General features: G+C 52.8%; 15 protein-coding genes. 5 read left to right on the forward strand and 10 right to left on the reverse strand.

What is annotated here, in order from left to right:
- Positions 1 to 68 precede the first annotated feature (68 nt).
- The 4 genes from HYD27_RS00565 to HYD27_RS00580 form a co-directional block, all read right to left on the reverse strand.
- Positions 69 to 1,439, reverse strand: coding sequence for an extracellular solute-binding protein (locus HYD27_RS00565; RefSeq protein WP_219210306.1), 1,371 nt, complete (start codon positions 1,437 to 1,439; stop codon positions 69 to 71).
- Positions 1,440 to 1,575: 136 nt separating this feature from the next.
- Positions 1,576 to 2,697, reverse strand: a complete 1,122-nt coding sequence (locus tag HYD27_RS00570; RefSeq protein ID WP_219210308.1) for a GntR family transcriptional regulator — start codon at positions 2,695 to 2,697, stop codon at positions 1,576 to 1,578.
- 26 nt (positions 2,698 to 2,723) lie between these two features.
- On the reverse strand, positions 2,724 to 3,860 hold the full coding sequence (locus HYD27_RS00575) for a GntR family transcriptional regulator (protein WP_219210309.1): 1,137 nt from the start codon (positions 3,858 to 3,860) through the stop codon (positions 2,724 to 2,726).
- Between the two features lie 31 nt (positions 3,861 to 3,891).
- Positions 3,892 to 6,627 carry an alpha-mannosidase gene (locus HYD27_RS00580; protein ID WP_219210311.1) on the reverse strand — a complete coding sequence of 912 codons (2,736 nt, stop codon included), beginning with the start codon at positions 6,625 to 6,627 and terminating at the stop codon, positions 3,892 to 3,894.
- A 328-nt stretch (positions 6,628 to 6,955) separates the two neighbouring features.
- Here HYD27_RS00580 and HYD27_RS00585 point away from each other — a divergent pair, with 328 nt between their 5' ends.
- Positions 6,956 to 9,508, forward strand: a complete 2,553-nt coding sequence (locus HYD27_RS00585) for a hypothetical protein (RefSeq protein ID WP_219210313.1) — start codon at positions 6,956 to 6,958, stop codon at positions 9,506 to 9,508.
- Positions 9,509 to 10,155: 647 nt separating this feature from the next.
- On the opposite strand, the gene HYD27_RS00590 is transcribed toward HYD27_RS00585, so the two are convergent.
- From HYD27_RS00590 to HYD27_RS00600, 3 genes are read right to left on the reverse strand one after another with little or no spacing between them, the layout of a single operon-like run.
- On the reverse strand, positions 10,156 to 12,018 hold the full coding sequence (locus HYD27_RS00590) for an ABC transporter ATP-binding protein (protein ID WP_228744845.1): 1,863 nt from the start codon (positions 12,016 to 12,018) through the stop codon (positions 10,156 to 10,158).
- A complete protein-coding gene (locus tag HYD27_RS00595) occupies positions 12,005 to 13,753 on the reverse strand; it encodes an ABC transporter ATP-binding protein (protein WP_219210315.1) in 1,749 nt (582 codons plus the stop codon). The genes HYD27_RS00590 and HYD27_RS00595 overlap by 14 nt, the downstream gene beginning before the upstream one ends.
- Before the next feature lie 2 nt (positions 13,754 to 13,755).
- A complete protein-coding gene (locus HYD27_RS00600) occupies positions 13,756 to 14,055 on the reverse strand; it encodes a hypothetical protein (protein WP_228744846.1) in 300 nt (99 codons plus the stop codon).
- A 249-nt stretch (positions 14,056 to 14,304) separates the two neighbouring features.
- Here HYD27_RS00600 and HYD27_RS00605 point away from each other — a divergent pair, with 249 nt between their 5' ends.
- The 3 genes from HYD27_RS00605 (at position 14,305) to HYD27_RS32835 (ending at position 17,819) form a co-directional block, all read left to right on the forward strand.
- Entirely contained in the window at positions 14,305 to 14,922 is a 618-nt protein-coding gene (locus tag HYD27_RS00605; protein ID WP_219210316.1) for a TetR/AcrR family transcriptional regulator, read from the forward strand.
- Positions 14,923 to 14,950: 28 nt separating this feature from the next.
- On the forward strand, positions 14,951 to 17,401 hold the full coding sequence (locus tag HYD27_RS00610; protein ID WP_219210318.1) for an MMPL family transporter: 2,451 nt from the start codon (positions 14,951 to 14,953) through the stop codon (positions 17,399 to 17,401).
- A 286-nt stretch (positions 17,402 to 17,687) separates the two neighbouring features.
- Complete coding sequence (locus HYD27_RS32835; RefSeq protein WP_375373879.1) at positions 17,688 to 17,819, forward strand: helix-turn-helix domain-containing protein; 132 nt, start codon at positions 17,688 to 17,690, stop codon at positions 17,817 to 17,819.
- A 43-nt stretch (positions 17,820 to 17,862) separates the two neighbouring features.
- Here the strand turns inward: HYD27_RS32835 and HYD27_RS00620 are convergent, their stop codons facing one another.
- The 3 genes from HYD27_RS00620 to HYD27_RS00630 form a co-directional block, all read right to left on the reverse strand.
- Entirely contained in the window at positions 17,863 to 18,786 is a 924-nt protein-coding gene (locus tag HYD27_RS00620) for a glycyl-radical enzyme activating protein (protein ID WP_228744847.1), read from the reverse strand.
- A 36-nt stretch (positions 18,787 to 18,822) separates the two neighbouring features.
- On the reverse strand, positions 18,823 to 21,300 hold the full coding sequence (hpsG, locus tag HYD27_RS00625) for a (2S)-3-sulfopropanediol dehydratase (protein ID WP_219210320.1): 2,478 nt from the start codon (positions 21,298 to 21,300) through the stop codon (positions 18,823 to 18,825).
- A gap of 125 nt (positions 21,301 to 21,425) precedes the next feature.
- Positions 21,426 to 22,163 carry a GntR family transcriptional regulator gene (locus tag HYD27_RS00630; RefSeq protein ID WP_228744848.1) on the reverse strand — a complete coding sequence of 246 codons (738 nt, stop codon included), beginning with the start codon at positions 22,161 to 22,163 and terminating at the stop codon, positions 21,426 to 21,428.
- Positions 22,164 to 22,376: 213 nt separating this feature from the next.
- Here HYD27_RS00630 and HYD27_RS00635 point away from each other — a divergent pair, with 213 nt between their 5' ends.
- The gene (locus HYD27_RS00635; RefSeq protein ID WP_219210327.1) at positions 22,377 to 23,762 is read left to right on the forward strand and encodes an aminotransferase family protein; all 1,386 of its coding nucleotides are present in this window, start codon (positions 22,377 to 22,379) and stop codon (positions 23,760 to 23,762) included.

Here is a 23,762-nt window from a genome sequence, read left to right on the forward strand (position 1 = left end):
CATCCTTGCTGAATTAGTATTGCGCAGAAAGGAAAGAACGAGTCCAGTCTCCCTTTCTGCGCTGTTGCTTACTGGTTGAGATACTTCTCGGCATCCGACTGGCCTTGCTTGAGCAGATCCGCGATTGAATCCTTGGTCATAGTGGTTTGAGCAATAATTTTTGTATTGATAATATCCCAAATCTGGGCATCATTTGTCTTGAAGACCGGAAGGCTTTTGATTTCTCCCGCCGTCATTGCTTCGATGGCTGTTTTAAGAATGGGATTGGAATCCAGGACCTCAGGATCGGCCAATGCTTCTTTATTGGCTACAGGGTTGACCCCAAGCGTAGCGAATTTCACGGCAATATCCTTGGACAGAAGGGTACGGATAATATTGAAGGCCGCTTCCTTGTTTTTCGACACTTTGGGCACTGCATAATAATCGAAGCCTACCAGCACATTCCCCTGTTTGCCGCCCTCTTCCGCAGCCGGCAGCTGGGCCACCCCGTAATTGATTTTATTTGTTGCCGCACCGCTTGCCTGCCAGCTGCCGTTCACGACAAAAGCGAGAGTCTTGTCTGTTTCAAACATTCTATAAAGGGCTGCTTCGTCTGTTCCGTTGCCGACGCCCTGGGGGAAGTTCTTGTCCATCTCCCGGACAAACTCCATCGTCTTCAGCATTTCAGGGGTATCCAGCGTAACAGTGTCACCGCCGCCCCATGAACCGCCGAGGCTGTCCAGGAACGGATAAACCCGGAAGGCGCCCCCGTTATGAGGATGGGAAGGAATGCCGCCGCCAAATATTTTGCCGCCGCCACTCGCCGTAATCTGATCTGCCGCCGCTTGCCACTGTGCCCAGGTATCCAGCTTGATGCTGTCAGGGTCCAGTCCGGCTCCGCTTAAGAGATCCTTATTATAGAACAAGAGAAATACATTCCCTTTCGGAGATACGGCAACCGGCTCTCCCGCTTCGTTTTTAATCAGGAAGTTGGGATTGACCATGTCAATAATGTCCTGCGGCAAGGGCTCCAGCAGATCCTCGGAAGCATATGAGGGCATAAAGGTCTCGCCATGAACGACGTCCGGCACATTCCCGCCCACGAAAGCCGCACGCTGCTTCTGATCCAGCTGCTCCGCCCAGCCCCAGTTGTTCCAGGTTATATCGTAATTCGTGTATTGTTCCTCAACAGCGAGGCGTGTCAGATAATTCAAGTCAGAGATTTCTACTCCATTGGTGGCTGCTTCAGTTTTCACTGTCTCCATACCGGTAGCATCCCAGCTGTTCCCGACAACGGAGAGCTTAACCTTCTGATTGGAATCGCTTGCATTTGGTTCAGCACTTGTGCCCGCTCCATTATCGTTTGACGAAGATGTCCCACCGCACCCCGCTAAGCCTGCAGTCAATACGGTAACTGCAGCAAACGATAAAAGCGATTTCAGTTTAACTTTACCTGACATTCTGTTACCCCCTAATATATTTTGCCTACATCTCGAATTATATGATATATCTTTTAAAATATCAATTACTTTTTGATATATCTTTATATGAAAAAAGGAGGGTTTTCTCTCCCCCTCCTCCAGGAACTCCTATAATTCATACCTTCACAGTGGATTTCCGGACAACAAGCTCCGTTTCCAGCGTGATTCGTTCAGGAACCGCTTTATGATTATCCGTACCCTCCTGAAGTTCTATAACAAGCCTGGCTGCCTGGGCTCCAATTCCCGTAAAATCCTGTTTAATGGTTGTTAACGGCACATCGAACAGCTCCCCGGCGGATAAATTATCAAAGCCGGTAATGGAGAGCTGATCCGGTATGGCAATTCCCCTGAGCTGCGCCGCCTTGATCAGCTTCATCGCTGTTTCGTCGTTGACGGCAACAATGGCGGTCGGCGGATCAGGCAGAGCCAGCACCCGCTCCAGTCTCTGCTGATTGATCTTGAGTCTGAGACTTACATCCTCGGAGTTGATATCCTCCAATCTGGCATTATCTTCAATGAGCCATTCCGGAAGCGGAACAATGCCTTCGCTGATCAGTGCATTGCAATATCCTCTGTAGCGGTCGGAGACTGACAGAGCCTCATTTACGCTTGTGCACACAAACGCAATCTTCTTATGTCCCAGTGCGGTCAAATGCCGCGTTAATTCATAGCCGGCCTGAATATTGTTGGACACAACCAGCGGTGCAGCTACTCCCTTGACTGTTCGGTCAATCAGGACAAAAGGAAACCGGCTCATAATCATCCTGCTGTAAATGTCAATATTATGGTTGCCGGCACTGGGATAAATGATCGCCCCTGCCAGATTATCCGCAACAATCTTCTCCAGAATATCCCTTTCCCGCTGGGGCTCATATTTGGAATTATGGAACGTAACGTAATACCCCCGTTCCGCACAGACGTTCTCAACACCCCGGAGGATGTCATATCCAAATTCCTCGCTAAAGGGCAGTACGACGGAGATTGCAGGGATGTGAACGCGATCGGTTTCCGGGGCTTCCGCCTCTTTAATGAAGGTCCCTTTCTTTTTCACACGTTTCAGCAGCCCGCGCATTTCCAGCTCCTTAAGAGCCCTTATCACAGTAATTCTGCTGACCTTGTACTTCTCGCCAAGCTCCGCTTCCGTCGGAATGCGGTCCCCCGGCTTTAATCTGCCCTCGTGAATATCTTTAAGCATATCTTGAATGATTTTTTCATACAGCGTTACCTTTGGAGCCACAATAAATTCCCACCTCCTGGATATAGTTATATCATAATAGGTGAGCAAGGAACAGTTGAGCTTTTTCTGACCAAGACCTTTGTCTCCATGATAAGTGCTCCAGAACCGCCCGGCGAATTTCCCTTTTCGATATCCGCTATCAGAGCTTCTGCCGCGCTGGCCCCCATGCCCTCAAAGTCCTGCCTTACCGTAGTCAACGGAACATCCAGCAGCTCACCTGCCTTGAGGTTGTCAAATCCGACAATGGATAATTGCTCCGGCACCTGTATTCCGGCCTCCGCAGCCGCCCTGATCAGGAAAATCGCCGTCTCATCGTTAACCGCAACTATCGCAGTGGGCGGAGCAGGAAGACCGCAAATCCGCTCAAGCCGCGCTTTATTAATCTCATATCTCTCTTGTTCATCGGCATCCTTGATTCTGTAGGCATGGTCCTCAAGCAGCCATTCGGGCTGCGGAATGACCTTGGCGTCCATCAAAGCTTTGCAGTAGCCGCGGTAACGTTCCTCAATCGAGGCTACTTCATTCAGGGAAGTGCAGACAAAGCCTATTGTGCGGTGCCCAAGCTCCAGCAAATGTGATGTCAGCATATAAGCCGCCCCGTAGTTGTCGCATCCCACAAAAGGCAGACTAAGTCCTTCTACAGAGCGGTCCAACAACAGGAAGGGAAAGCGGTCAATCAGCAGTTCCCCGTAGCTGTCAATGTTTTTGGTACCGGAAACCGGATAAATGATGGCCCCGCTGTTGAATGAATCCTGTTTTAAATTTCTGATGATTTCTTTTTCCAGCGCTGCATCGTAACGTGTATTGTGATAAGTCATATAGTAGCCGCGGGCGCTGCATACCTCCTCAACCCCCCGCAGAATGTCGAGGCCATACTCTTCATCAAAAGGCAGCACTACAGCAATTGCTGCAATGCCGCCTTTATGTGCTGAAAGCTCCCGCTGTTCCGCGCCGGACACCACTACTCCCTTTTGTTTGATTCTCACTAGCATTCCCGTCCGCTCAAGCTGGCGCAATGCGGTGCTGACTGTGATCCGGCTTACTCCAAACTGTTCACACAGCTCTCTTTCCGAAGGGATACGATCCCCCGGACTAAGTGCGCCCCTGCGGATCTGCCGGGCCATCTCACTGATAATCGTTTGGTATAATTTGATTTTCGCCATTCCAAGTCCTCCGTGAAGCCTTTTATGCTCTTCAGGTGATCTGCTTGCGGCTTATTGTTATGATTTCATAAGGCCCTGCTTCAATCCTTCTCTCTCCCTCAGAATCCGGGATTGCTCCGCCCTTCTCCTCAAGAATTGTACTCCGGCTGAAGAGCGCACCATTATCCTGGCGAAGGGTTAACACACGCGGCTTCGCGGTCTGATTGAACCATCTCAAGATTTCCGTTTCACCATCCTCCGACAGCTTGTGGGCGGTCATTGCCAGCCCCTTGCTCTCCCATTCCAGGAAGGAATGAGTCACGGGAAGCTCTCCGGTATGGATATCAGTCTGCTCAAGCGTCCATGGAATACGGAAATCGCGGGCCTGCTGATAGGAGGACAAGAGGCTTTCCTCATCCGTATGGGGGATAACCATGCATTCAAATACATGCTCACCCAGGCACTGGGCTTCAGGAGTCGGAAATACTCCCCAGTCCCCAAGCTCTCCTACGGCCCGCAGCAGCGTCAGCGCAATTGTATTTCGTCCATCCTGCAGCACCTCATATTCATTCAGCCCCTTGCCGGCGACGGTCAGTCCTCCCTCTTCATCACTCACATTTACGAAGGCCTGCAGATGCTGGCAATTGTTCGGATTGCTCCACTCCGGTGCCGGCCGGTTATCCCGGACCGTTACTTCGTAGATCGAGTCAGCATGATGGACCGGGGTCTCAGTGTCCGTGGGAAAAAGTATCCGCAGCCGGTGGTCCCTGCAGCTATTGTTGAAATAGGTTCTGACCTGAAGACCGGCGGCTTCCTGCTCCAGAATAATCTCCGTTCGAATCGTAACCGGCAGAAGGTCCATACTCCGGGCCGAGCGGCGTTCCGGTATGGGAACAAGCCGGTTCTGTTCCTCAAGGAGTGCGTTGTCCGCCGCTTCGGGAAGCATCAGTTCATGAACAATTTCATAAACCGTCTCCTCATGGGTACGTTTCAGAAGACGGATGTCGGCGGAGGAAGACAGGGTAGTGATCGGAACATCGCCGCCGGCCTGACGGAAGGTATATTCCGAACCGATATCACCGGTGTCCTCATAGGCGCAAAGGCCGCTGTATTTCCGGCCGTTTCTTTTATCTGTCAGTGTGAGCGTGCCGTTCTGTTCGATCTTCACATGCAGGCAGCCGTTCTCCAGAACATGCTCTTCAGCCGCTTCCAGGGCAGCAGGCTCGAAGGAATCTCCCTCCCCTGCGCCGGGATACCAGGCATAGGTGCTATAACCGGACCCGGGGATATTCCTTGCCAGAAACGACAGGCGAATTCTTCTTGACATATAAGGGGCCCGGAATCTGTCCTCCGGAAGCTCATAGCCAAAGGAAACGCCCAAATCCTCCCATTGAAAATCAATACAAGCTCCGGCGGCATCTCTAAGCCGCCCATTGTCAACAGTAAGGCTCTCCAGCCGCTCGAATAGCTCCTTCCGTCCGGCAGACAGCAGCGGCTCCCTGGCGATTTCCAGCTCAGCGCTGGCCATGCCTGTTCTTGCGGAAGCCGAGGTATTGAATATTGCAAAAGGAAAGGGGTCTGAAGCAAATGCCGAAAAGACCGAGGTGTGGATATGCTGCACAATTTCCCTGGCGCTGGATTTCCGGATCTCTTCCGCCACCTGATCTGTTTTTTGATAGCGCATCATCATCTCCTGATGCACTTCATCAATGCTGCAGCCGCAAATGCTGTCATGGGGATGATTTTGCAGCAGCGACTTCCAGGCATACCCCAGTAAATGGCCCGGATAGCTGCGCCCGAGCCTGGCGGCAAACACGGCAAGCGGCTCCGCTACATTCTCAAGCAACGTTTGGCTTCGCTGGTTGGCCTGCTTCATATACACCCGCGCAGAGGCCGTATTGACAAGAGTCCCCCAGCCGTCAGTCCGCTGGCTTCGCAGTTCCCCTTTAACTACAGACAAATCAGCGGGCAGCGCTTCCTTAACCGCCTTCAGATAGGCTCCGAAATCCGTATGCTCGAAGGCGTACTGCGGATACAACCGGCGTGCAAGCCTTAGCGCCTCCGACAGGTTTGACTGTACCGGCTGGTGATCACAACCGTTCATAAAGAGCAGATGCGGCGTTGAGGCATATTTCTCAGCTGCAGCGAGCCGCTTGTCCCAGTACCTGCGCGCTTCTCCGGACTCTGCCGGGACCTCCATCCCATTATGATACCAATTGGCAAACAGGATGCCGGTTACCTCCGAGCCGTCAGCAGCCTGCCATTTCATTTCGGAATAAGGGGATTCAAATGCCGTCATATCACTTACCATATTGTTGATTCCCGTCGGTTTTACACCCCGCCCAAAAACGGCAAATTCAATTCCGGCCTGCCGGAGAAGCTGCGGTGCTTGCCCCATGTTGCCGAAGGAATCGGGGAAATATCCCACCTTGCATACTTCACCGCCAAAAGCGGCAACATCGGCGTGGCCAATCAGCAAATTGCGAACATTGGCTTCCGCGCTGACCAGAAATTCATCCTGAAGAATATACCATGGTCCAATAATAAGCTTGTTTTCCCGGATTAAACGGGTGACCTGCTCACGCTGCTCCGGCCTGATTTGCAGATAATCCTCAAGCAGAATCGTCTGGCCATCCAAATGAAAGCTTTTAAAATCAGGATCAACAGCGAATAAGGCAATCAAGTCATCAAACAATTGTACGAGGCGAAGCCGATGCTGCTCAAAGGGCAAATACCATTCTCTGTCCCAATGGGAATGTGAGATTAAATGGACCGTTTTATCAGACATAAACAGAAAAACACTCCTTCATTGCCTGTAATTTAGAAATCAGTAACTATACGCAATTATATGATATATCAAAATAAATATCAATTCTTTTATATATATCTTATTTATCCTTGGTTATTCTTCTAAAGTTTAAAAAACCAGACATTTCATCGTTTGTCATCAAGTAAATAAATCTTAAAATTATATTATTATATTATTGACAGCGCTTTCTACATAAATTATTATGATCCTATACAATTAAGATATATCTTAATTGAAAGGGGTGTTGATTTTCCGTGAGGTTTCTGAAGCACAATAATTAACTCAAACAATGAGAGGCAGGTTATTTATGAAAGATCTTAAAAAGCGCAGCCGTCCCTTTCCCAACCGTAAACATAATAGTCTTTCCCTATTATTGGTGATGTCGTTTACCCTGTTCCTCTCCCCCCTGATACTGCCTGCGGGCAGAGCTTCTGCGGCAGCCCCTCCGACCCTGACCGATCTGTGGAATGGAACTGCACATTTCGAGCTGTACATGAACAGACCGATGGACGGTCAATCGGCCAGCGGGTCTAATGTGGTGGTCATAGGAGATACCTGGTATTGGTTTCACCGCAACGTTGCAGATCTTCCTAGTTGGAAGCTGGGGACGGTTGTCGAGAAATCTACGGATAAAGGCCTGACCTGGACAAGTCCGTTACCGATTCTGCAGCCCGCCGCAGGAACCCCCTGGGCCCGAATGGTTACCGACGGAAATTTCAGATATGACAGCCAATCCAACAAATGGATGGCATTAATACAAACCAATGATGGCGTCAACCCGTGGACACTGTCCTACTTTGAAAGAGCGGGTTCAGATCCTATGGGAGCCTTTACTGCTCCATCCGGATTCACTAACCCGGCCGTCGGCGCCAAGGAAATCTGGAGTCAGATCACAACGGCAGCCGGCAAAGACAGCGTAGATATCCCGGGCGGTACCAACCTGATTTTTGATGAAGGCACACCGCAAATTGTTGAAAAATCAGGCAATGACTACTATGTAACCTTTCATGGCGCATCGTCGACGAACGGCACAACCCATGGTTATCGGGGCATCGCCAAAACGGCGGACTTTCAGAATTGGACACCTGCCGCCCCGGATGCCATTGTCGATGAATACGATGCCGAAGCCTGGAATGTTGCCTGGAATCCGGGCGGTCCTGTAGGTGCAGGCGCCGCGAATATCCTCAAGGAAGGGGATTATTATTATCAAATCATCGAAGCTGCGGATGTGAACCTGAACGGTTTTGCAGGCCAAAACTGGCCCATGGGACTTCTGCGCAGTACCTCGCTTACAAGCACAACCTGGGAGAACTGGAATCCCAATCCTTTGTTCCCTGCGGCGGGACAGGTCATTGAATGGCAATATCCCACCTTTTTTAAAGATTCAAGCGGGACAACCTACGTCTCTATTTCAAAATACGCGCCGGAGACTGAAGCCGGATTTCGTATTTACAAGCTGGTATCCGGCGCGCCGACAGCGGACGCCGGAATCGGAAATACTCTGCTGAATCCCTCTTTTGAAAGCGATCTGTCTTGGTCCGCAGGCTCCTTGAGCAGATCAGCCGACCGGGCACATTCCGGCTCCTACTCCCTCAAATCCACTTCAGCAGGGGCAGCAAACGCCATGACCACCGCACAAGTCAAGGTACAGCCATATGCCGATTACAGGCTGTCGGGCTGGATATATAAGACCAACAGCGATGGCAATGCCTATCTGGATATGAATGACATCTCTGGTGAAGCCAGTGCCGGTGTAAATAACGGCAGCGGCGCGGGAGTATGGACATACGTCAGCCAAATCTGGAACAGCGGTCCTAATTCTTCCGTTAATATTCGCTGCGTAACCGACAGCGGCTTAAACGCGGCAGCCTATTTCGATGATATTTCTTTGGTCAAAACCGGCAAGGATAATATCGTACTCAATCCATCATTTGAAACTTATGAAATTTCAAGCGCGGGCTGGACTCTGGGAACAATGAGCATATCCAATGACCAGGCGCATCTGGGCTCTTATTCGCTTAAAACGACTTCACCGGTTGCGGCGAACGCATTTACCGCTGCACCGCTGCATGTGCAGCCCTATACCGACTACAGGCTGTCAGGCTGGATTTATAAGACTACGGACAATGGCAATGCCTACCTTGATATGAATGACATTGCCGGGGAAGCCCAGCTTGGCGTCAACAACGGCAGTGGCGCCGGGGTATGGACTTATGTAAGCCAAGACTGGAATAGCGGGTCCACATCTACCTTGTATATTCGCACTGCGACCGATGGTGGGTTGAACGCCGCTGCCTATTTTGATGACATCTCTTTATTGAAACTGGGGGGCAGCACAGGACAGGTTCTCTTCCACACCGGTCTGGAGTCCGGACAAAATCAGCCAACCTGGTCAGACACCCCCGAGGCTATATTTAACGTATCCAACTCGGTGAGTTCTGTAAGAACAGGAGAATCCAGCCGCTCAGGCTCATCTGCCATTAGAGTGTCGGGCGTTGACAACAATTCAAACGTCTCTTACAGCGATAATAAAGTCTTTGATGTCAATATTCCCGTCACCGCTACGACTAAACTCAGCTATTGGGCCCAGCCGCTCAATGAGAATGGCAGACATGTAACTGTTGATTTTATCTTTACGGACGGAACAACCCTCAGGGACAGCGGCGCAGCCGATTTTGAAGGAATATCCATGCATCCCAACATCGCCAGAGGGATTGTGAATAATTGGAGACAGGTCCAGTGCAATATCGGCAAGTGGGCAAATGGCAAGGTCATCGACCTCATCTTGGTGGATTATGACCAGGGAGCGGGAATCGGAGCTTATACAACTTATCTGGATGATATTCTAATCATTAACTGATTCCTGCAGGGACTGTTTCAAAAGTCTGCCGACCGGATTTTTTCCAGGCAGAAACAGACTCTTCTCATTCCAAATGCTATTGATGCTTATTCGAGCGTACCGCCCGCTCCCGCCGGGTTCAAACGTACTTTTATGCGATATGAAAAAATCAGCACTTACACAGGATCAGTTCTTCTTAAAAAGAACAAACGGCTGCGCCATCCTTCACAGGACGGCGCAGCCGTTTTGGATTTCAGGTTAAGGGTTGGCTATGGCTCTCCTGAACTTTTTCGCTAAGCCCCGGCGGGAAGCCCAAGTGGAAAAAGGGAACTTAATTCTCCCACCATCTCCTTTTTCGCCAGCGTTAGCGGGGAAAAGTGTACCTAATCCATCCGTTTCTGCCCCTTTCAGGCGGATACACTAAAAATAAGTTACCTTTTTCCCACTATTCCCTCTACCGCAAACTTTTCAGTCCATTTAGGTTTACTTTTTCCCACTAATCCTTTTACCCTAAGCTTTTCCGTCGATTTAAGTCTGTACTTCCCCTCCGCTCCCCTGCCTCCGGTACCGCTATCGGTTAGCCTCCCTGTTCCGCGCGTCCTCCTGCAAAGCAGCACCCGCAGGTTGAGCACGGCCCCTATAGCAACACGCCGGCGTGCCTGATAACGTCAGCTTACATTATTCTGTACAAACTGATGCTGGTACATCTCGAAATAGAATCCTTTTTTGCCCAGCAGCTCTTCATGCGTGCCTTGCTCCATAATTTCCCCGTCCTGCACAACGAGTATCGCATCCGCCTCCCGGATGGTGCTTAGCCGGTGGGCAATTACGAAGCTGGTCCGGCCCTTCATCAGCGTTCTCATCGCTTCCTGGATATGCAATTCTGTTCTGGTATCCACGTTGCTCGTTGCCTCGTCCAGAATCAGAATGGAAGGATTGGCCAGCACAGCGCGGGCAATCGTCAGCAGCTGCCGTTGTCCCTGGCTTAAGTTCCCGCCCTCCGCATTCAGGTACGTATCATAGCCGTCCGGCAGCTTGCGGATGAACGCGTCGGCATTGGCCAGCCGCGCCGCCTCCTCAATCTCCTGATCTGCAGCTTCCAGGCGGCCGTAACGGATGTTATCGCGGATCGACCCGGAAAATACGTAGGCATCCTGTAAAACCAGACCGATCTGCTCTCTCAGCACCCTTTTGTCCAATTCACCGATGTCTTCTCCGTCAATGAGAATCCGGCCCGACTGAATGTCATAGAATCGTGTCAGAAGATTGATAATCGTTGTTTTCCCCGCCCCTGTCGGGCCGACGAGAGCCAAGACCTGGCCGGGCTTTGCGTGCAGAGAGAGGTTTTTCAGTACAGCAACATCCGGTTTATAGCGGAAGCAGACCTGCTCAAATACAACCTCGCCCCTGATGCGGCAATTCATTCCGGCCTCCGGCTCCTCCGCCATCTCGGGCTGCTGGTCCAGCACCTCAAATACACGCTCCGCTCCGGCAATCGCGGATTGAAACAGATTGTACTGGTTGGCCAGCTGATTGATCGGCTGGCTGAACTGGTTGGAATAATTCAGAAAGCTGACAATGACGCCAATGGTAATCAGCTCATGGTAAGCAAATATGCCGCCGAAAACCGCGATGACCAGAAAGGTCAAATTGCGCATCGTGTTCATCATCGGTCCCACGGAACCGGAAAGGCTTTGCGCTTTCACGCTGACTGACCGCAGCCGTTCGTTGATCTCGCGAAATTGTTCAACCGATTGGGCTTCCCTTCCGAATACCTTAATGACTTTCAGGCCCGAGATGCTCTCCTGAACGAAGCCGTTCACCTCTCCAAGAAGCTGCTGCTGCTCCGAGAAGAACCGGCGGGTATGAACCGTTACTTTCTTAATGCTGAACGTAATGAGCGGAACGGTCAGAATTGTAATGAGCGTCATCCAGACGCTTAAGCTGAGCATCATTCCAATGCTGCCCGCAAGCATCAGGACGCTTGCAATAAGCTGAACAACGGTTTGATTCAGCGTGTTGGAGACATTGGCGATATCGTTGACGGCTCTGCTCATCAGCTCGCCGTGCGTCCTTTGATCAAAGAACGATACCGGCAGCCGCTGATATTGCTCGAATAGTTCCTGCCGCATATGCTGCACGGTATTCTGGGACAGGCTTGAAGCCATGTATTGCTGAACCCAGGTGAAGAACGCGCCCAGCGCATACACTCCGAACAGGATCAGGCCCATACGGACCATCCCGTCAAAATGACCCGGAACAATAAAGTCATCGAACAGCTTGCCGATGATATAGGGGCCGATGAGCGAAAGTCCGGTCGTTAGCACCGTACAAAGAATAACCCAGACGAGCGCCCGCCGCTCAAGCCGCAAATAGCCCCCGATTCTCCGCAGCGTTCCCCGCGCATCCTTTGATCTTACCTTTGGCGCGCCTCCCTGCAGATGACCCGGCCCTTGGCGGAAGCCCATCTGATCGAATCTCTGGGGCATTTTGCCCGGGGTGGATGGATTGGAATGATTACTGTCCGGCATAAGGCACCTCCTGCATGCCGAATTGAGACTGGTAGATCTCCTGGTAGACCTCGCAGCTCTTCAATAATTCTTCATGGGTACCACTGCCTGCTATCATGCCCCCGTCTATGACGAGGATCTTCTGCGCATCGGCCACGGACGAGATTCGCTGCGCAATCAAGAACGTGATGGTGTCCTTCATGACCTCTCTCAAGGCCGTGCGGAGCTGTCTTTCCGTCCTTGAATCCAAAGCGCTCATGCTGTCGTCCATAATTAAAACCGGCGGCTTGACGAGCAGCGCCCGAGCGATAGAGATCCGCTGCTTCTGTCCCCCGGACAAATTGACGCCCTTCTGCCCCAGCTGGGTATCATAGCCTCCGGGAAGTCTGGAGATAAATTCATGCGCTTGAGCGGTCTTTGCCGCCGCCTCAACCTCCTCTTGCGCCGCACCGGGCTTGCCAAAGGAAATATTGTCCCGGATCGTTCCGCTGAACAGAAACGACTCCTGAAGAATCATCCCGATCCGGCGCCTCAGCTCAAGCAGCGGAAGCTCGCGAATGTCCTGCCGGTCCATTTGAATCGAACCGGACGTGACGTCATACAGCCGGGGAATCAACTGGACGAGCGTTGTTTTGCCGGACCCCGTGGCCCCGATAATGGCAACGGTCTCTCCGCGGCTCGCTTCGATGCTAATATTCCGCAGTACCAGATCCTTGGGATCGGACGAGCCGTTATAGGAAAAAGATACCCGTTCCAGCTTCACCTGCCGGCCCGGCAGATAAATGTCCGTCCCCGGAGCTGCGTCTTCAATATGGGGCCGTGCCGTTAACACTTCCCGGATGCGCTTCGCCGATACTCTGGCCTGTGAAACGTTCATCAGCAGCCCGCTTACCATAAGCAGCGAAGACAACACCTGTACAACGTAGTTTACAAAAGCCACCAGATCCCCGGCCTGAACGGAGCCTATTGACACCTGATTCCCGCCGTACAACAGGATTGCAACCAGACAGGCATTCATAATGAGCGTTACTACCGGTGAGTTTAGCGCGATAAACCGGGCCGCCCGAATGGAGACCCGTGTGTAATCCATGTTGACCTCACGGAACCGCTTGGTCTCGTAACCGGTTCTGACGAATGCTTTTACCACCCGGATGCCTGCCAGGTTCTCTTGAATTCTCGTATTCACGGCATCCAGCTTCGCCTGAACCGCCGAAAAAATCGGCGTGGAGAAGCGGATCAGCACAACGAGGACTGCGATCAGGAGAATAAGCGTGCCTAACAGGATCAGACCCAGCCTAAGATTGATCAACAGGGCCATAACTACGCTGCCGATCAGCAGGCTTGGCGCCCGGACGAGACCTTGAAGCCCCATCTGCAGCAGGTTCTGCACTTGAACGACATCGCTTGTCATGCGAGTCATAAGCGATCCCGACTGGAGCATATCCACATTTTCGAACGAAAAGGTCTGCACCTTCGTAAAAAGGGCCTCACGAACGTCGGCGCCGAAGTTCTGCGAGGCCCGGCTGGCAAAGAGATTGCACAGGACACCGGTTGCCAGGGAGAGAAAGGCCACCGCAAGCATCGTAAAACCTGTTCGTTCAATCACGCTGAGATTGCGGTCCACGATGCCGAAATCGACGATATGCGCAGCCAGGGCCGGCTGAAGCAGATCAAAAAAAACCTCCAGCATCATAAAGAGCGGGCCGAGAATCATAAATTTCAAATATGGCTTCAGATAGCTTTTTAATCCCCGCATATTCAAGCCCCTTCTGCATTCCCGGTCTGCGGCCCCTCATTCTCCATCCGCCGTAGCTCAAAGTGCCGGGTATACTCGTCAATGACAAGTTCAATCGCTTTGAGTTCTCCTAGTAAAACCGGTTTGATCTCCTGATATTCCGGCGCATCAACCTGCTGCTTCAAAGTCCTCCGTTTGACCTCAAGCACACTCAGAAATTCAAGCGCCCGCCCGCGGCGGAAGGTTTTCGCACCGTGATGAGGGTTCGGCCCTTTGTGCCTGCCTTCACACTCCTTATCCCCTATATCCAAATTTCCCCTCATAACCCATCACTCCTTTGTATACAAATGTATACATCGAGATGCAGAATGTCAATGCACAATTGTAAACATTGCAGCTTAACACTGCAGCCCGGATACCGCCCCCTTTCAGTTTCCAATCAGTGAACGGGACGGATACAGCTCCGCATTTAATTGCTCATTGTGCAATTTTGCTCATTGGGTAAAAATATGCTTTAATAAATAGAGTTCAGAGCTTTTGTTATGTACTTAAGAAAGGAGGGCGTTTGGAACTTGAACCCCAAAGTGACATTGCGGGACAAAAAAAAGGAAGCCACTGCCTATGGCTTGGCGGCGGCCGCCTTTGAGCTTGCGCTTGAACGGGGGATGGACGGCTTCATCGTCGATGATGTTGTCCGGAAGGCCGGTTTTTCCCGGCGGACCTTTGCCAATTACTTCTCGTGCAAAGAGGATGCGGTGGCGGCGTATTTTTTGGTCAGCGTTTCAAGTCAGGATAAGAAAGTGCTGTTTGCGGATTTGCCGCCGGATGCCCCCCCGCTGGATGCGCTCTACAGCCTGCTCAAAATGCAGTTCACCTCCGAGTTTCTGCATAAATTGCGGCAGTTCGTATCGCTCGCCAATCAGTATCCGTCGCTGGAGCCTTATATCCTCAGCGTATTCCGCCGGCTGCAGATCGCCGCTCAGGAGATGCTCGAACAGTTCTCCCATGGGCGGTATGCCGACGGATATACCCATCTTCTTGCCGGCGCCGTCTACGGAGCGTTCGTGCCCATTCTGGACGGACGGCTCAATGTCCTGCTGCCCGGCGAAGTGCAGGATGAACGCTCCGGTGCCATATCGTTCGATCAGTATTTGAATTCCATGTTTGCTTATTTGCGCAACGGCTTCTAAACCAGAGATAAAAAGGAGAAACCATCACATGTCTACATTTCTGTACCGATTGGGAAAATCGGCTTATTCCAAGCCATGGTACTTCCTCATAGCCTGGATTGTTATTCTCGGTGTAGTAGGCGCCCTGCTCGGCGTCAATGGCATCCAGTCCAGCTCCGAAATGAAAATTGAAGGCACGGAATCGCAAAAAGTGCTGGATATGCTGGCCGAAGAGCTTCCCGCCGCTGCCGGCGGACAGGCGAGCGTCGCTTTTACCGCGCCGGACGGAGAACGTCTGGACACGCCGGAACGGCTAGCCCTGATCCAGAAGGCCATCAATGATGTCTACAGCATGGACTATATCATCAACCCTGCCGAACTGGCAGCTCAAGCGGCTGCGGCTGCGGGGCAAGCTGCCGGTGAGGACCCGTCAGCCGCCGCTGGCGGACAGGCGGCAGCAGATCCTTCAGCCGCCGCCGGGCAAGCTTCTGCCGCAGGCCAGTCTGGTGCGGCAGACCCGTCAGCCGCCGCTGGCCAGACGGATGCCGGCCAAGCGGCTCAAGCGGCCGCGGCAGCTCCTTACGGACCGCTGATGGCTGACGGCGTTCCGGTTCCCGGCGTCATGCTGTCCGCCGACGGCAGCATCGCCCTGTTCCAGTTCCAATTCACCGTTCAACAGACCTCCCTGCCCGCTTCCGTACCGGATAACGTCATCCAGGCCGTGACCGAGGTCGAGCAGGCAGGCTCCGGCATCACAGCCATTCCGAGCGATTCGCTGAAGAGCACGCCATCCATCGGATCGACGGAGGCGGTCGGCGTTGTCGTCGCCGCCGTGGTGCTGTTCATTACACTCGGCTCGGTCGTTGCCGCCGGGCTGCCGCTGATTACCGCGCTCCTCGGCGTCGCGATCAGCGTCGGAGGCGCTTTTGCCTTCTCGAATATCATCCAGATGAATGACATTACGCCGATACTCGCCGTTATGATCGGCCTGGCTGTCGGCATCGACTACTCGCTGTTTATCGTGAACCGGCAGCGCCGGTTGATTCTTGACGAGAATTTAAGCGCCCGCGAAGCGGCAAGCCGGGCGGTCGGCACCGCCGGCAGCGCCGTATTCTTCGCCGGGTTGACCGTCATTATCGCCCTGTGCGGCATGCTGGTCATCGGCATCGGATTTTTGTCGACCATGGCTCTGGTTGCCGCAGTCAGCGTGCTGATTACCGTCCTGCTGGCGCTGACCCTGCTGCCTGCGCTGCTGGGTCTGGTCGGCGAACGGATCTGCACCGCCAAGGCCCGCACAAAAAAAGCCGCCTCCGCAAGCAAGGCCCGCAACGGATTCTCACACCGCTGGGCGAACGCCACGGTGAAATACCGCTGGGTCATCATTATTCTGGTGATTCTGGTTCTTGGAACGGCGGCGATTCCGGTAACCAAAATGGAGCTGGGCATTCCGTCCGGCGCTTCGGCCAACCTGGATACCCCGGCACGGCAAAGCTATGACATCATCTCCAAAGGCTTCGGCGAAGGCTTCAACGGACCGCTGCTGCTGGTGGCTCAGCCAAACAACCCGTCCGATAAAATTTCCATGGAGACGCTGGGCAGGCTGGTGCAGGATCTGCAAATGCATGATAACGTCACGCTGGTGTCCCCAATGGGCGTCAACGCGACCGGCGATATCGCCATCATCAGTCTGATCCCGAAAACCGGCCCGACGGATACGGAGACAAGAGAGCTGGTGCAGGATCTGCGCGACCCCGCTTCCAGTCTCGCATCCGGGAGTGATGTCACGCTTGGCGTGACCGGCTTCACCGCCATTAACATTGATATGTCTTCCAAGCTTTCCGACGCTTTCCCTGTGTATATCGGCATCATCGTTATTCTGTCGCTGATCATCCTGCTGCTCGTTTTCCGGTCGGTCATCGTTCCAATCAAGGCGACGGTCGGCTTTATTCTCAGCGTCCTCGCCACCTTCGGCCTGACCACCGCCGTTTACCAGTGGGGCTGGCTGCACTCCCTGTTTGGATTTGACACCGGAGGACCGCTGCTCAGCTTCATGCCGATTATGGTCACCGGCATTCTGTACGGGCTGGCGATGGATTATCAGGTTTTCCTGGTCAGCTCCATGCGCGAGGCCTATGTCCACGGACGCCGTGGCAGCGAAAGTGTCGTTCACGGCTACGGTCTCGCGGGCCGCGTCGTGCTGGCCGCAGGTGTAATCATGGTTTCCGTCTTCGCCGGCTTCATCTTCGCGCCTGACGCGATGATCAAGCAGATCGGCTTCGCACTGGCCTTCGGCATCCTGATTGATGCCTTCATCATCCGGATGACGCTCGTTCCGGCCGTAATGGCGGTCTTCGGCGACAAGGCCTGGTGGCTTCCCAAATGGCTGGACCGTCTGCTTCCGAACCTCGATGTCGAGGGCGACAAGTTGATCGCCAAGCTCCAGGCTGAGGCCGGGAGCGGAGACAAGAAACAGGTGGAAACGGCTTCGCCGTCCTTATAAGGACGGTATCCGTTTCAGCGAGAAAGATAAGCCCGTCCGCCAATCCTTGAAGAGCAGAGCCTGCGGACAATATCTGCCGGCTCTGCTCTTTTTTGTTACAGCCCTGATAACGTCACCGTCACCTGGAAAGGATGCGTCCGTGCCCCGGCCATGCTGACTTTATCCGGTAAATCTCACGCGTATCTATGCCGTATGTTCAAGCAATGGGAGCAGCAAACGCCGCTGCAATTTAAACAGCGTTAAACTGCAGTATGCCGAGAATCTGCTGCTGCATTCCGACCGGGGCGTGCTTGATATCGCGCTGGAAGCCGGTTTTGGCAACCTGGGACATTTCTATAAATTGTTTAAAGCTCTGTTCGGACATACGCCGCAAAATCACCGCAAAATGCATCGGGCCAGATTAACGCCTTTAGTGTAAGCAGCAGCCTGTTCGATGTAAAAGGCAATACGAATTACGCGTCTTATTGTAAATATTGAGCGGCAAGCCCGGAGAGCGCGGCAAACTGCTCTTCGGACAGCTCCCTTTGACCAAGTTCATAGGTTCTGCCCAGAAAATCATATTTTGCCGAGCCGTATCTGTGGTATTTCAGCAGCTCATGGCAGATGCCTCCGAGGCTGCCGACGAATTCGGCAATCTCAGCAATCGCCTCCGCTGAGTCATTGAAGCCGGGAATTACCGGGGTGCGGACGACAATTCTGCTTCTCTCGAACGAACGGCTCAGGCGTTCCAGGTTATCCCTAATCCGGTGCGGTGATACTCCTGTAAACTGAGTATGTGCCTTCTCGTTCAGCAATTTCAGATCGTAATGAATTATATCCAGATTCGGCAGCAATCTGCTGAAATGGTCCCAGGGGGAGTATCCGCAGGTTTCAATCGCTGTGTGGATTCTCCGCCGCTTCGCCCCGGCAAGCAGAGCTTCGGCAAACTCGATCTGCGCAGTGGCTTCTCCCCCGCTCAGAGTCAGGCCGCCTCCGGATCTTGTATAGAACATACTGTCCTGGTCGGCAATCTTCAGCACCTCTTCCACTGTCATCAAGCGGCCGTATACATCGAGGGATTTGGACGGGCAGACCAAAGTACAATCCAGACAACCCTGTATACAGTCCCTGCGGTCAATCTTAACCTTCCCGCTGCCGCTATCTTTGGAGACGGCACTCCGTCCGCATGCCGAAAGGCACAACCCGCAAGCTTCCGTGCCGATGCATTTGCTTGCATCATAGTACATTTCCCTGGCGGCGAGCCACGATTCGGGATTGCTGCACCACTTGCAGCGCAGAGGACATCCCTTCATGAACACAACGGTGCGGATGCCCGGCCCGTCATGCAGGGAATATCTTTGAATATTGAAGACGTTGCCTGTAACCGGCCCATGTTCCATTCCCATTCTCCATTCCCTCTGCCGTCTGTCCTGATTACAGCATTATATTGCCGTGTGCTCGGTTCTTCTGATCAAATCATTTTGCAAATCGGCGGACAGATCCGTGAAATAGGCGCTGTAGCCGGCGATCCGCACAAGCAGGTTGCGGTACTTGTCAGGGTCCCGCTGCGCATCCAGAAGCGTCTGCCTGTTGATAATGTTGAACTGCAGATGCCATAGGCGCAAATCGCTCCAGGTCCGGATAAAGGAAACAAGCTTCTCTGTCCCTTCTTCCCCGTCAATGACGGAAGGCGTAAGTTTAATGTTAAGCAATCTCGCGGCTCTTTCCCGGTAGTTGTAGTTCTTGGAGTAGTAATTGGAGAGCAAAACTGCCGTCGGTCCGTTAATGTCCGCACCATGCGAAGCGGAGGAACCGTCTGCGAGAGGGGTATAGGCCTTTCTGCCATTGGGCGTCGCTGCGACAACCTTGCCGAAAGGAACATGTGAAGTGAACGGAACGTAACGCAAATCAAGGTTAACCCCGAGCTGCTTGGAGTAATGCCGTGTAAATTTCAAGGCTTCCTCATCCAATTCCCTAGCAATGGAATCGGCGTAATCATCGTTGTTGCCGTAGCTTGGCGCATGCGCCAGCAGCTGGCGGATGGCTTCATGACCCTCAAAATCAAGGTCTAGCGCTTCAATCAGCTGGGCCATCGAAATCCGCTTGTCCTCGTAAACCGCCTTTTTAATCGCGGCCAGAGAGTCAACCACCGTGCCGTAACCGATAAATTCGAAATAACCAAGATCGATTCCGCCCTCGATATGAGGCTCATGGATATCCTTATAATTCTGCAGGCACAGCTTGTGCATGGATGAGCTTAACGGGGCAGCAAAATGCTGGCTCCGCAGCCGGATAATCGCATGCTGCTGGATGAAGGCATGCTTAAGAAAATACTTCTGTTGAGCCTTATAGGCCTCAAAGAACTGTTCCCACGACTCGAAGCTTAGCGGATCACCAGTCTCCAGTCCAAGGGTCTCTCCGGGATAGCGCAGCATTTGCCCGTTCCGCAGCGTCATTTCAACGGCAGCGGCAAAATTGATGTAGGCGCAGGGGCTGGTATACGTATCGCGGTTCGGCATCCGGCATTCCGCACAGCCCGATACAGCGTAATCATAGGCCTCTTCAAAGGTTGCTCCCTTGGCCAGCAGCAGGGGTACAACTTCTTCATCATTGATCAGCTTCGGAAAACCCGAGCCTTCCTTGATGGTTTCCGCCACCTCATACAGGTAACGTCCCGGCGCTCTCGTGTGAATCCGGGCCGCCAGATCGGGATAGTTCAAAGGAAATTCCCGTTTGGACTGGAGCATCAGGTAAGTCAGCTCATTGGTCGCGTCCAGTCCGCCCGGAGTTTGTCCGCCGATCGTTACCGCTTCCCAGTGGGCATACCCTTCATTAAACGCGCCGCCTGTCGGCGAAATGTACAAATCCAGAAACTGTGCCATCGCATTCCACACACATTCCAGCAGTTCGATCACTTCCTGATCGGTAATGACTCCAAGCTTGATATCTTTTTGGTAAAACGGATAGAGGTACTGGTCCATTCTCCCGTTCGAAATAACGGTGCCCGTTTTCTGCTCCAGTCTAGAGAACATCTGGACGAACCATTGCGACTGCACTGCTTCATGGAAGCTGCGGGGCGGGTGTTCCGGCACATGCCCGCTGATCTCGGCGATTCTCAACAGTTCGGCCTGGCGCACGGGATCTGCCTCGTTCTCGGCCAGCCTGGCCGCCAGTCTGGAATGGCGGTTGGCCCATAGCACAATAGCGTCGGACACGTTTACTATGGCCTGCAGGAAGGGCAGCTTCTCCATGTTATCGGCCGGGCTGTACGGATCAAGCCGCCCGATCTCGTGCAGCGCTTCTTCTTTGATGCCCTTATAGCCGATGCGCAGCACCTTCTCATAATCGTGCACCCACTGTATGGATGAACGGAAAGAGGCGGTCTCATTGACGATGAATCTGGATTTCAGCGGGTCTTCCGGATCATAGGTCACTTTCAGCGTATCCGCGGGCAGTGCGACCGCAAGCGCCTCATGAAAGGTTTTGCCTTTCCAGTACGGTGAAATCTCATTCACAATAATTGCCGAATCCTCTTCGGTGAGATCGAAAGGCGACTGGCCGCGACTGGGCAAATCTCTGATCACTGTATCAAGATAGTCGCCATCCAGCTCCGGATACAGAATCCCGTACCGTCCGTTATATCCGCCTCTCCCCACAATCAGCTGATCCCCGTCTATGTAGACGGTAATGTGCCGGGCAATATGGAGAAGTGCCTTGGACCATCGCAGAATTAGGGCTTCACCTTCCGATTCCTTGAATGATTCGGTAAATAGCCGCGCACGTTCTACATCAATTTTGGGCCGCTGATTCTGAAACGAATGAAGGATGCGGCCTGCTCTTTCATGCCCGGAAATCGTCCGATCTCCAGGCGGATGGAGGAGTCTTTGTTCCTGGACCGACAATACCGATTGAACCGTCATAAGATCTCTCCCAACTAAACCCTAACTAAACAAGTAGGATTTGTTAAATTTATGTGCTCCATCGTAAAGCGGCTAAGTTAATTTTGTCAATGGATTTTGATAAAACGTATGGGAAGGTTCACAAATCACAGCTTCCTTCTGCGGGTCAGATTGATCCGAAATGCATAATTATCTGCACGGTAAATGCTTTTTTCATATTCCAGGGGATTGCCGTCATGATCCAGCACCAGACGTTTGGACAGCAGGGCGCAGCTCGGCTCGGCTGTCATGCCCAGTAATTTCTTCTCTTCCACCGCCGGGATAATGGCACCGATCGTTTGCCTCGCCTCCCACAGGTTTAGTCCCAGTTCCGTTTCCAGCACATCATAGGTCGAGACATTGCTTAAATCCAGCTTAGCCAGCTTCTCGCCGATTTCCGGCGGATAATACTGCGTTTCCAGCACAACAGGCGTATCGTTCGCCAGGCGCAGCCGGATGGTCTCGTAGAGCTGAGGCACCCCGAAAATTTTGGCCGCGTCCTGCGGAGCTTCCACCATCCCTTGCTTTAGCACCCGGATATCGGGAGTAAGTCCGCGCTCACCGATAATATCAAAAAAAGTGCTTAAATTCCCCAGCCATTCCTCTATGGGCCGTACAGCAACAAAAGTGCCCAGCCCCTGCCGTGATTCAAGCATTCCATCATCAATCAGCGTGCGGATAGCACGGCGGATCGTCGCACGGCTCACAGAATATTTCTCCATAAGCTCATGCTCCGGCGGGATCTTTTCGGTGTATGTGCCTTTAAATATATCGTTGCGCAATAAATTTCTAACTTGTAAATGCAGTGGGATCGAATTGCCTCTGTCAAGCACTATGCATAACATCCTTTCTGTTCTACAATTATTCCTAGTAAGTTGATGCGATTATATATTATATCATCATTAGGTTGTCCGGACAACCTGTTGACAGGTTCAATTTTTATGTGGTAATTTATGTAGCAATCAATCTTATACAGCTGATCAGATCACTGAAGGCTAAGCTGCGTCCTTATCTGGAGACGCATCTTAGCCTCTATTCTTTTATTTGGGGGCCCAGCAATGAAACAGGCATTGACGAGTGAGCCAAGTGCGGCTGAACTGGCAGAGCTTCACCGGGAGCACTTATGGCTGCATCTTACCAACCACAAGCTGTATGAAACACAGGAACCGCCGATTATGGCCGAGGGAAAAGGATATATGCTGAAGGATGTAAAGGGAAGGGAGTTTATAGACGGGCTGTCCGGCGGAGTCTGGGTTGTCAATGTGGGACACGGCAGAGAAAGCATTGCCGGCGCCGTAAGCGAGCAGATGAAGCTTCTGCCTTATTACGCCGGCTCCATGGCTACCCCGCCATATATCATGCTGGCTGCGAAGCTCGCTTCCCTGCTGCCTTCCCTGCCAAAGGTTTACATCTCGAACAGCGGCTCGGAGGCTAATGAGAAAGCGTTCAAGATGGTCAGACAATACTTTTCCGCGGAATCCACCGGCAAGCAGAAATACAAAATCCTTTACCGGAACAGGGATTATCACGGCACTACTCTAGCTGCCCTGGCCAGCAGCGGGCAAGAGGAGCGAAAAACGGGCTTTGGCCCGCTGCCGGAGGGATTCGCCGAAATCCCCCACGCCCTGTGTTACCGCTGTGCGTTCGGCAAAAGCTACCCCGGCTGCAACATTGACTGTGCCCGCGCGCTCGAACAAGTGATCGGGCAAGAGGGGGAAGACACGGTTGCAGCGTTGATCGTCGAGCCGATTACCGCAGGAGGCGGCATCATTCCTCCGGTTCCGGAGTATTATCCCATCCTGCAGGAAATCTGCCGCCGATATGAGGTGCTGCTGATTATGGACGAGGTTGTTACAGGCTTCGGCAGAACGGGAGCCCTATTCGGGCACCAGCATTACGATGTACAGCCGGATATCATTACCTTGGCCAAGGGTCTGGCAAGCGGCTATATGCCAATTTCGGCTACAGTCGCGCGCAAAGAAATATTTAACAGGTTTATGGCCGGGCCGGACGAGCCGAACGGTTTTTTCCGGGATATCAGCACCTTCGGCGGTTGTGCAGGCAGCTCGGTCGCAGCACTGGAGAACATCCGGATTATTGAAGAGGAAAGGTTGACGGAAAACAGCGCCATCATGGGCGCCTACCTGATGGAGCGTCTGAAGGAGCTTGAGCAGCTTCCCATTGTGGGCAACGTCCGGGGGCAAGGTCTGCTGGCTGGTATAGAGCTGGTAGTGGATAAAAGGTCCAAACAGCCGCTCCCTGAGAAACGGCTGGCCCAGATCGTGGCTTATGCCCGGGAGGAAGGCGTAATCATCGGCAGAATGATGCGCAGTGTGCCGGGCTGCAACAATGTGATCTATATGGCGCCCCCCCTTGTCATCGACAAGCCGGGGATCGACCGGATCGTCGATGTGCTGCGGAATGCTCTCCGCAAACAGCTATAG

This window comes from Paenibacillus sp. S150, assembly GCF_019352175.1.
GTDB lineage: Bacteria > Bacillota > Bacilli > Paenibacillales > Paenibacillaceae > Paenibacillus_AQ.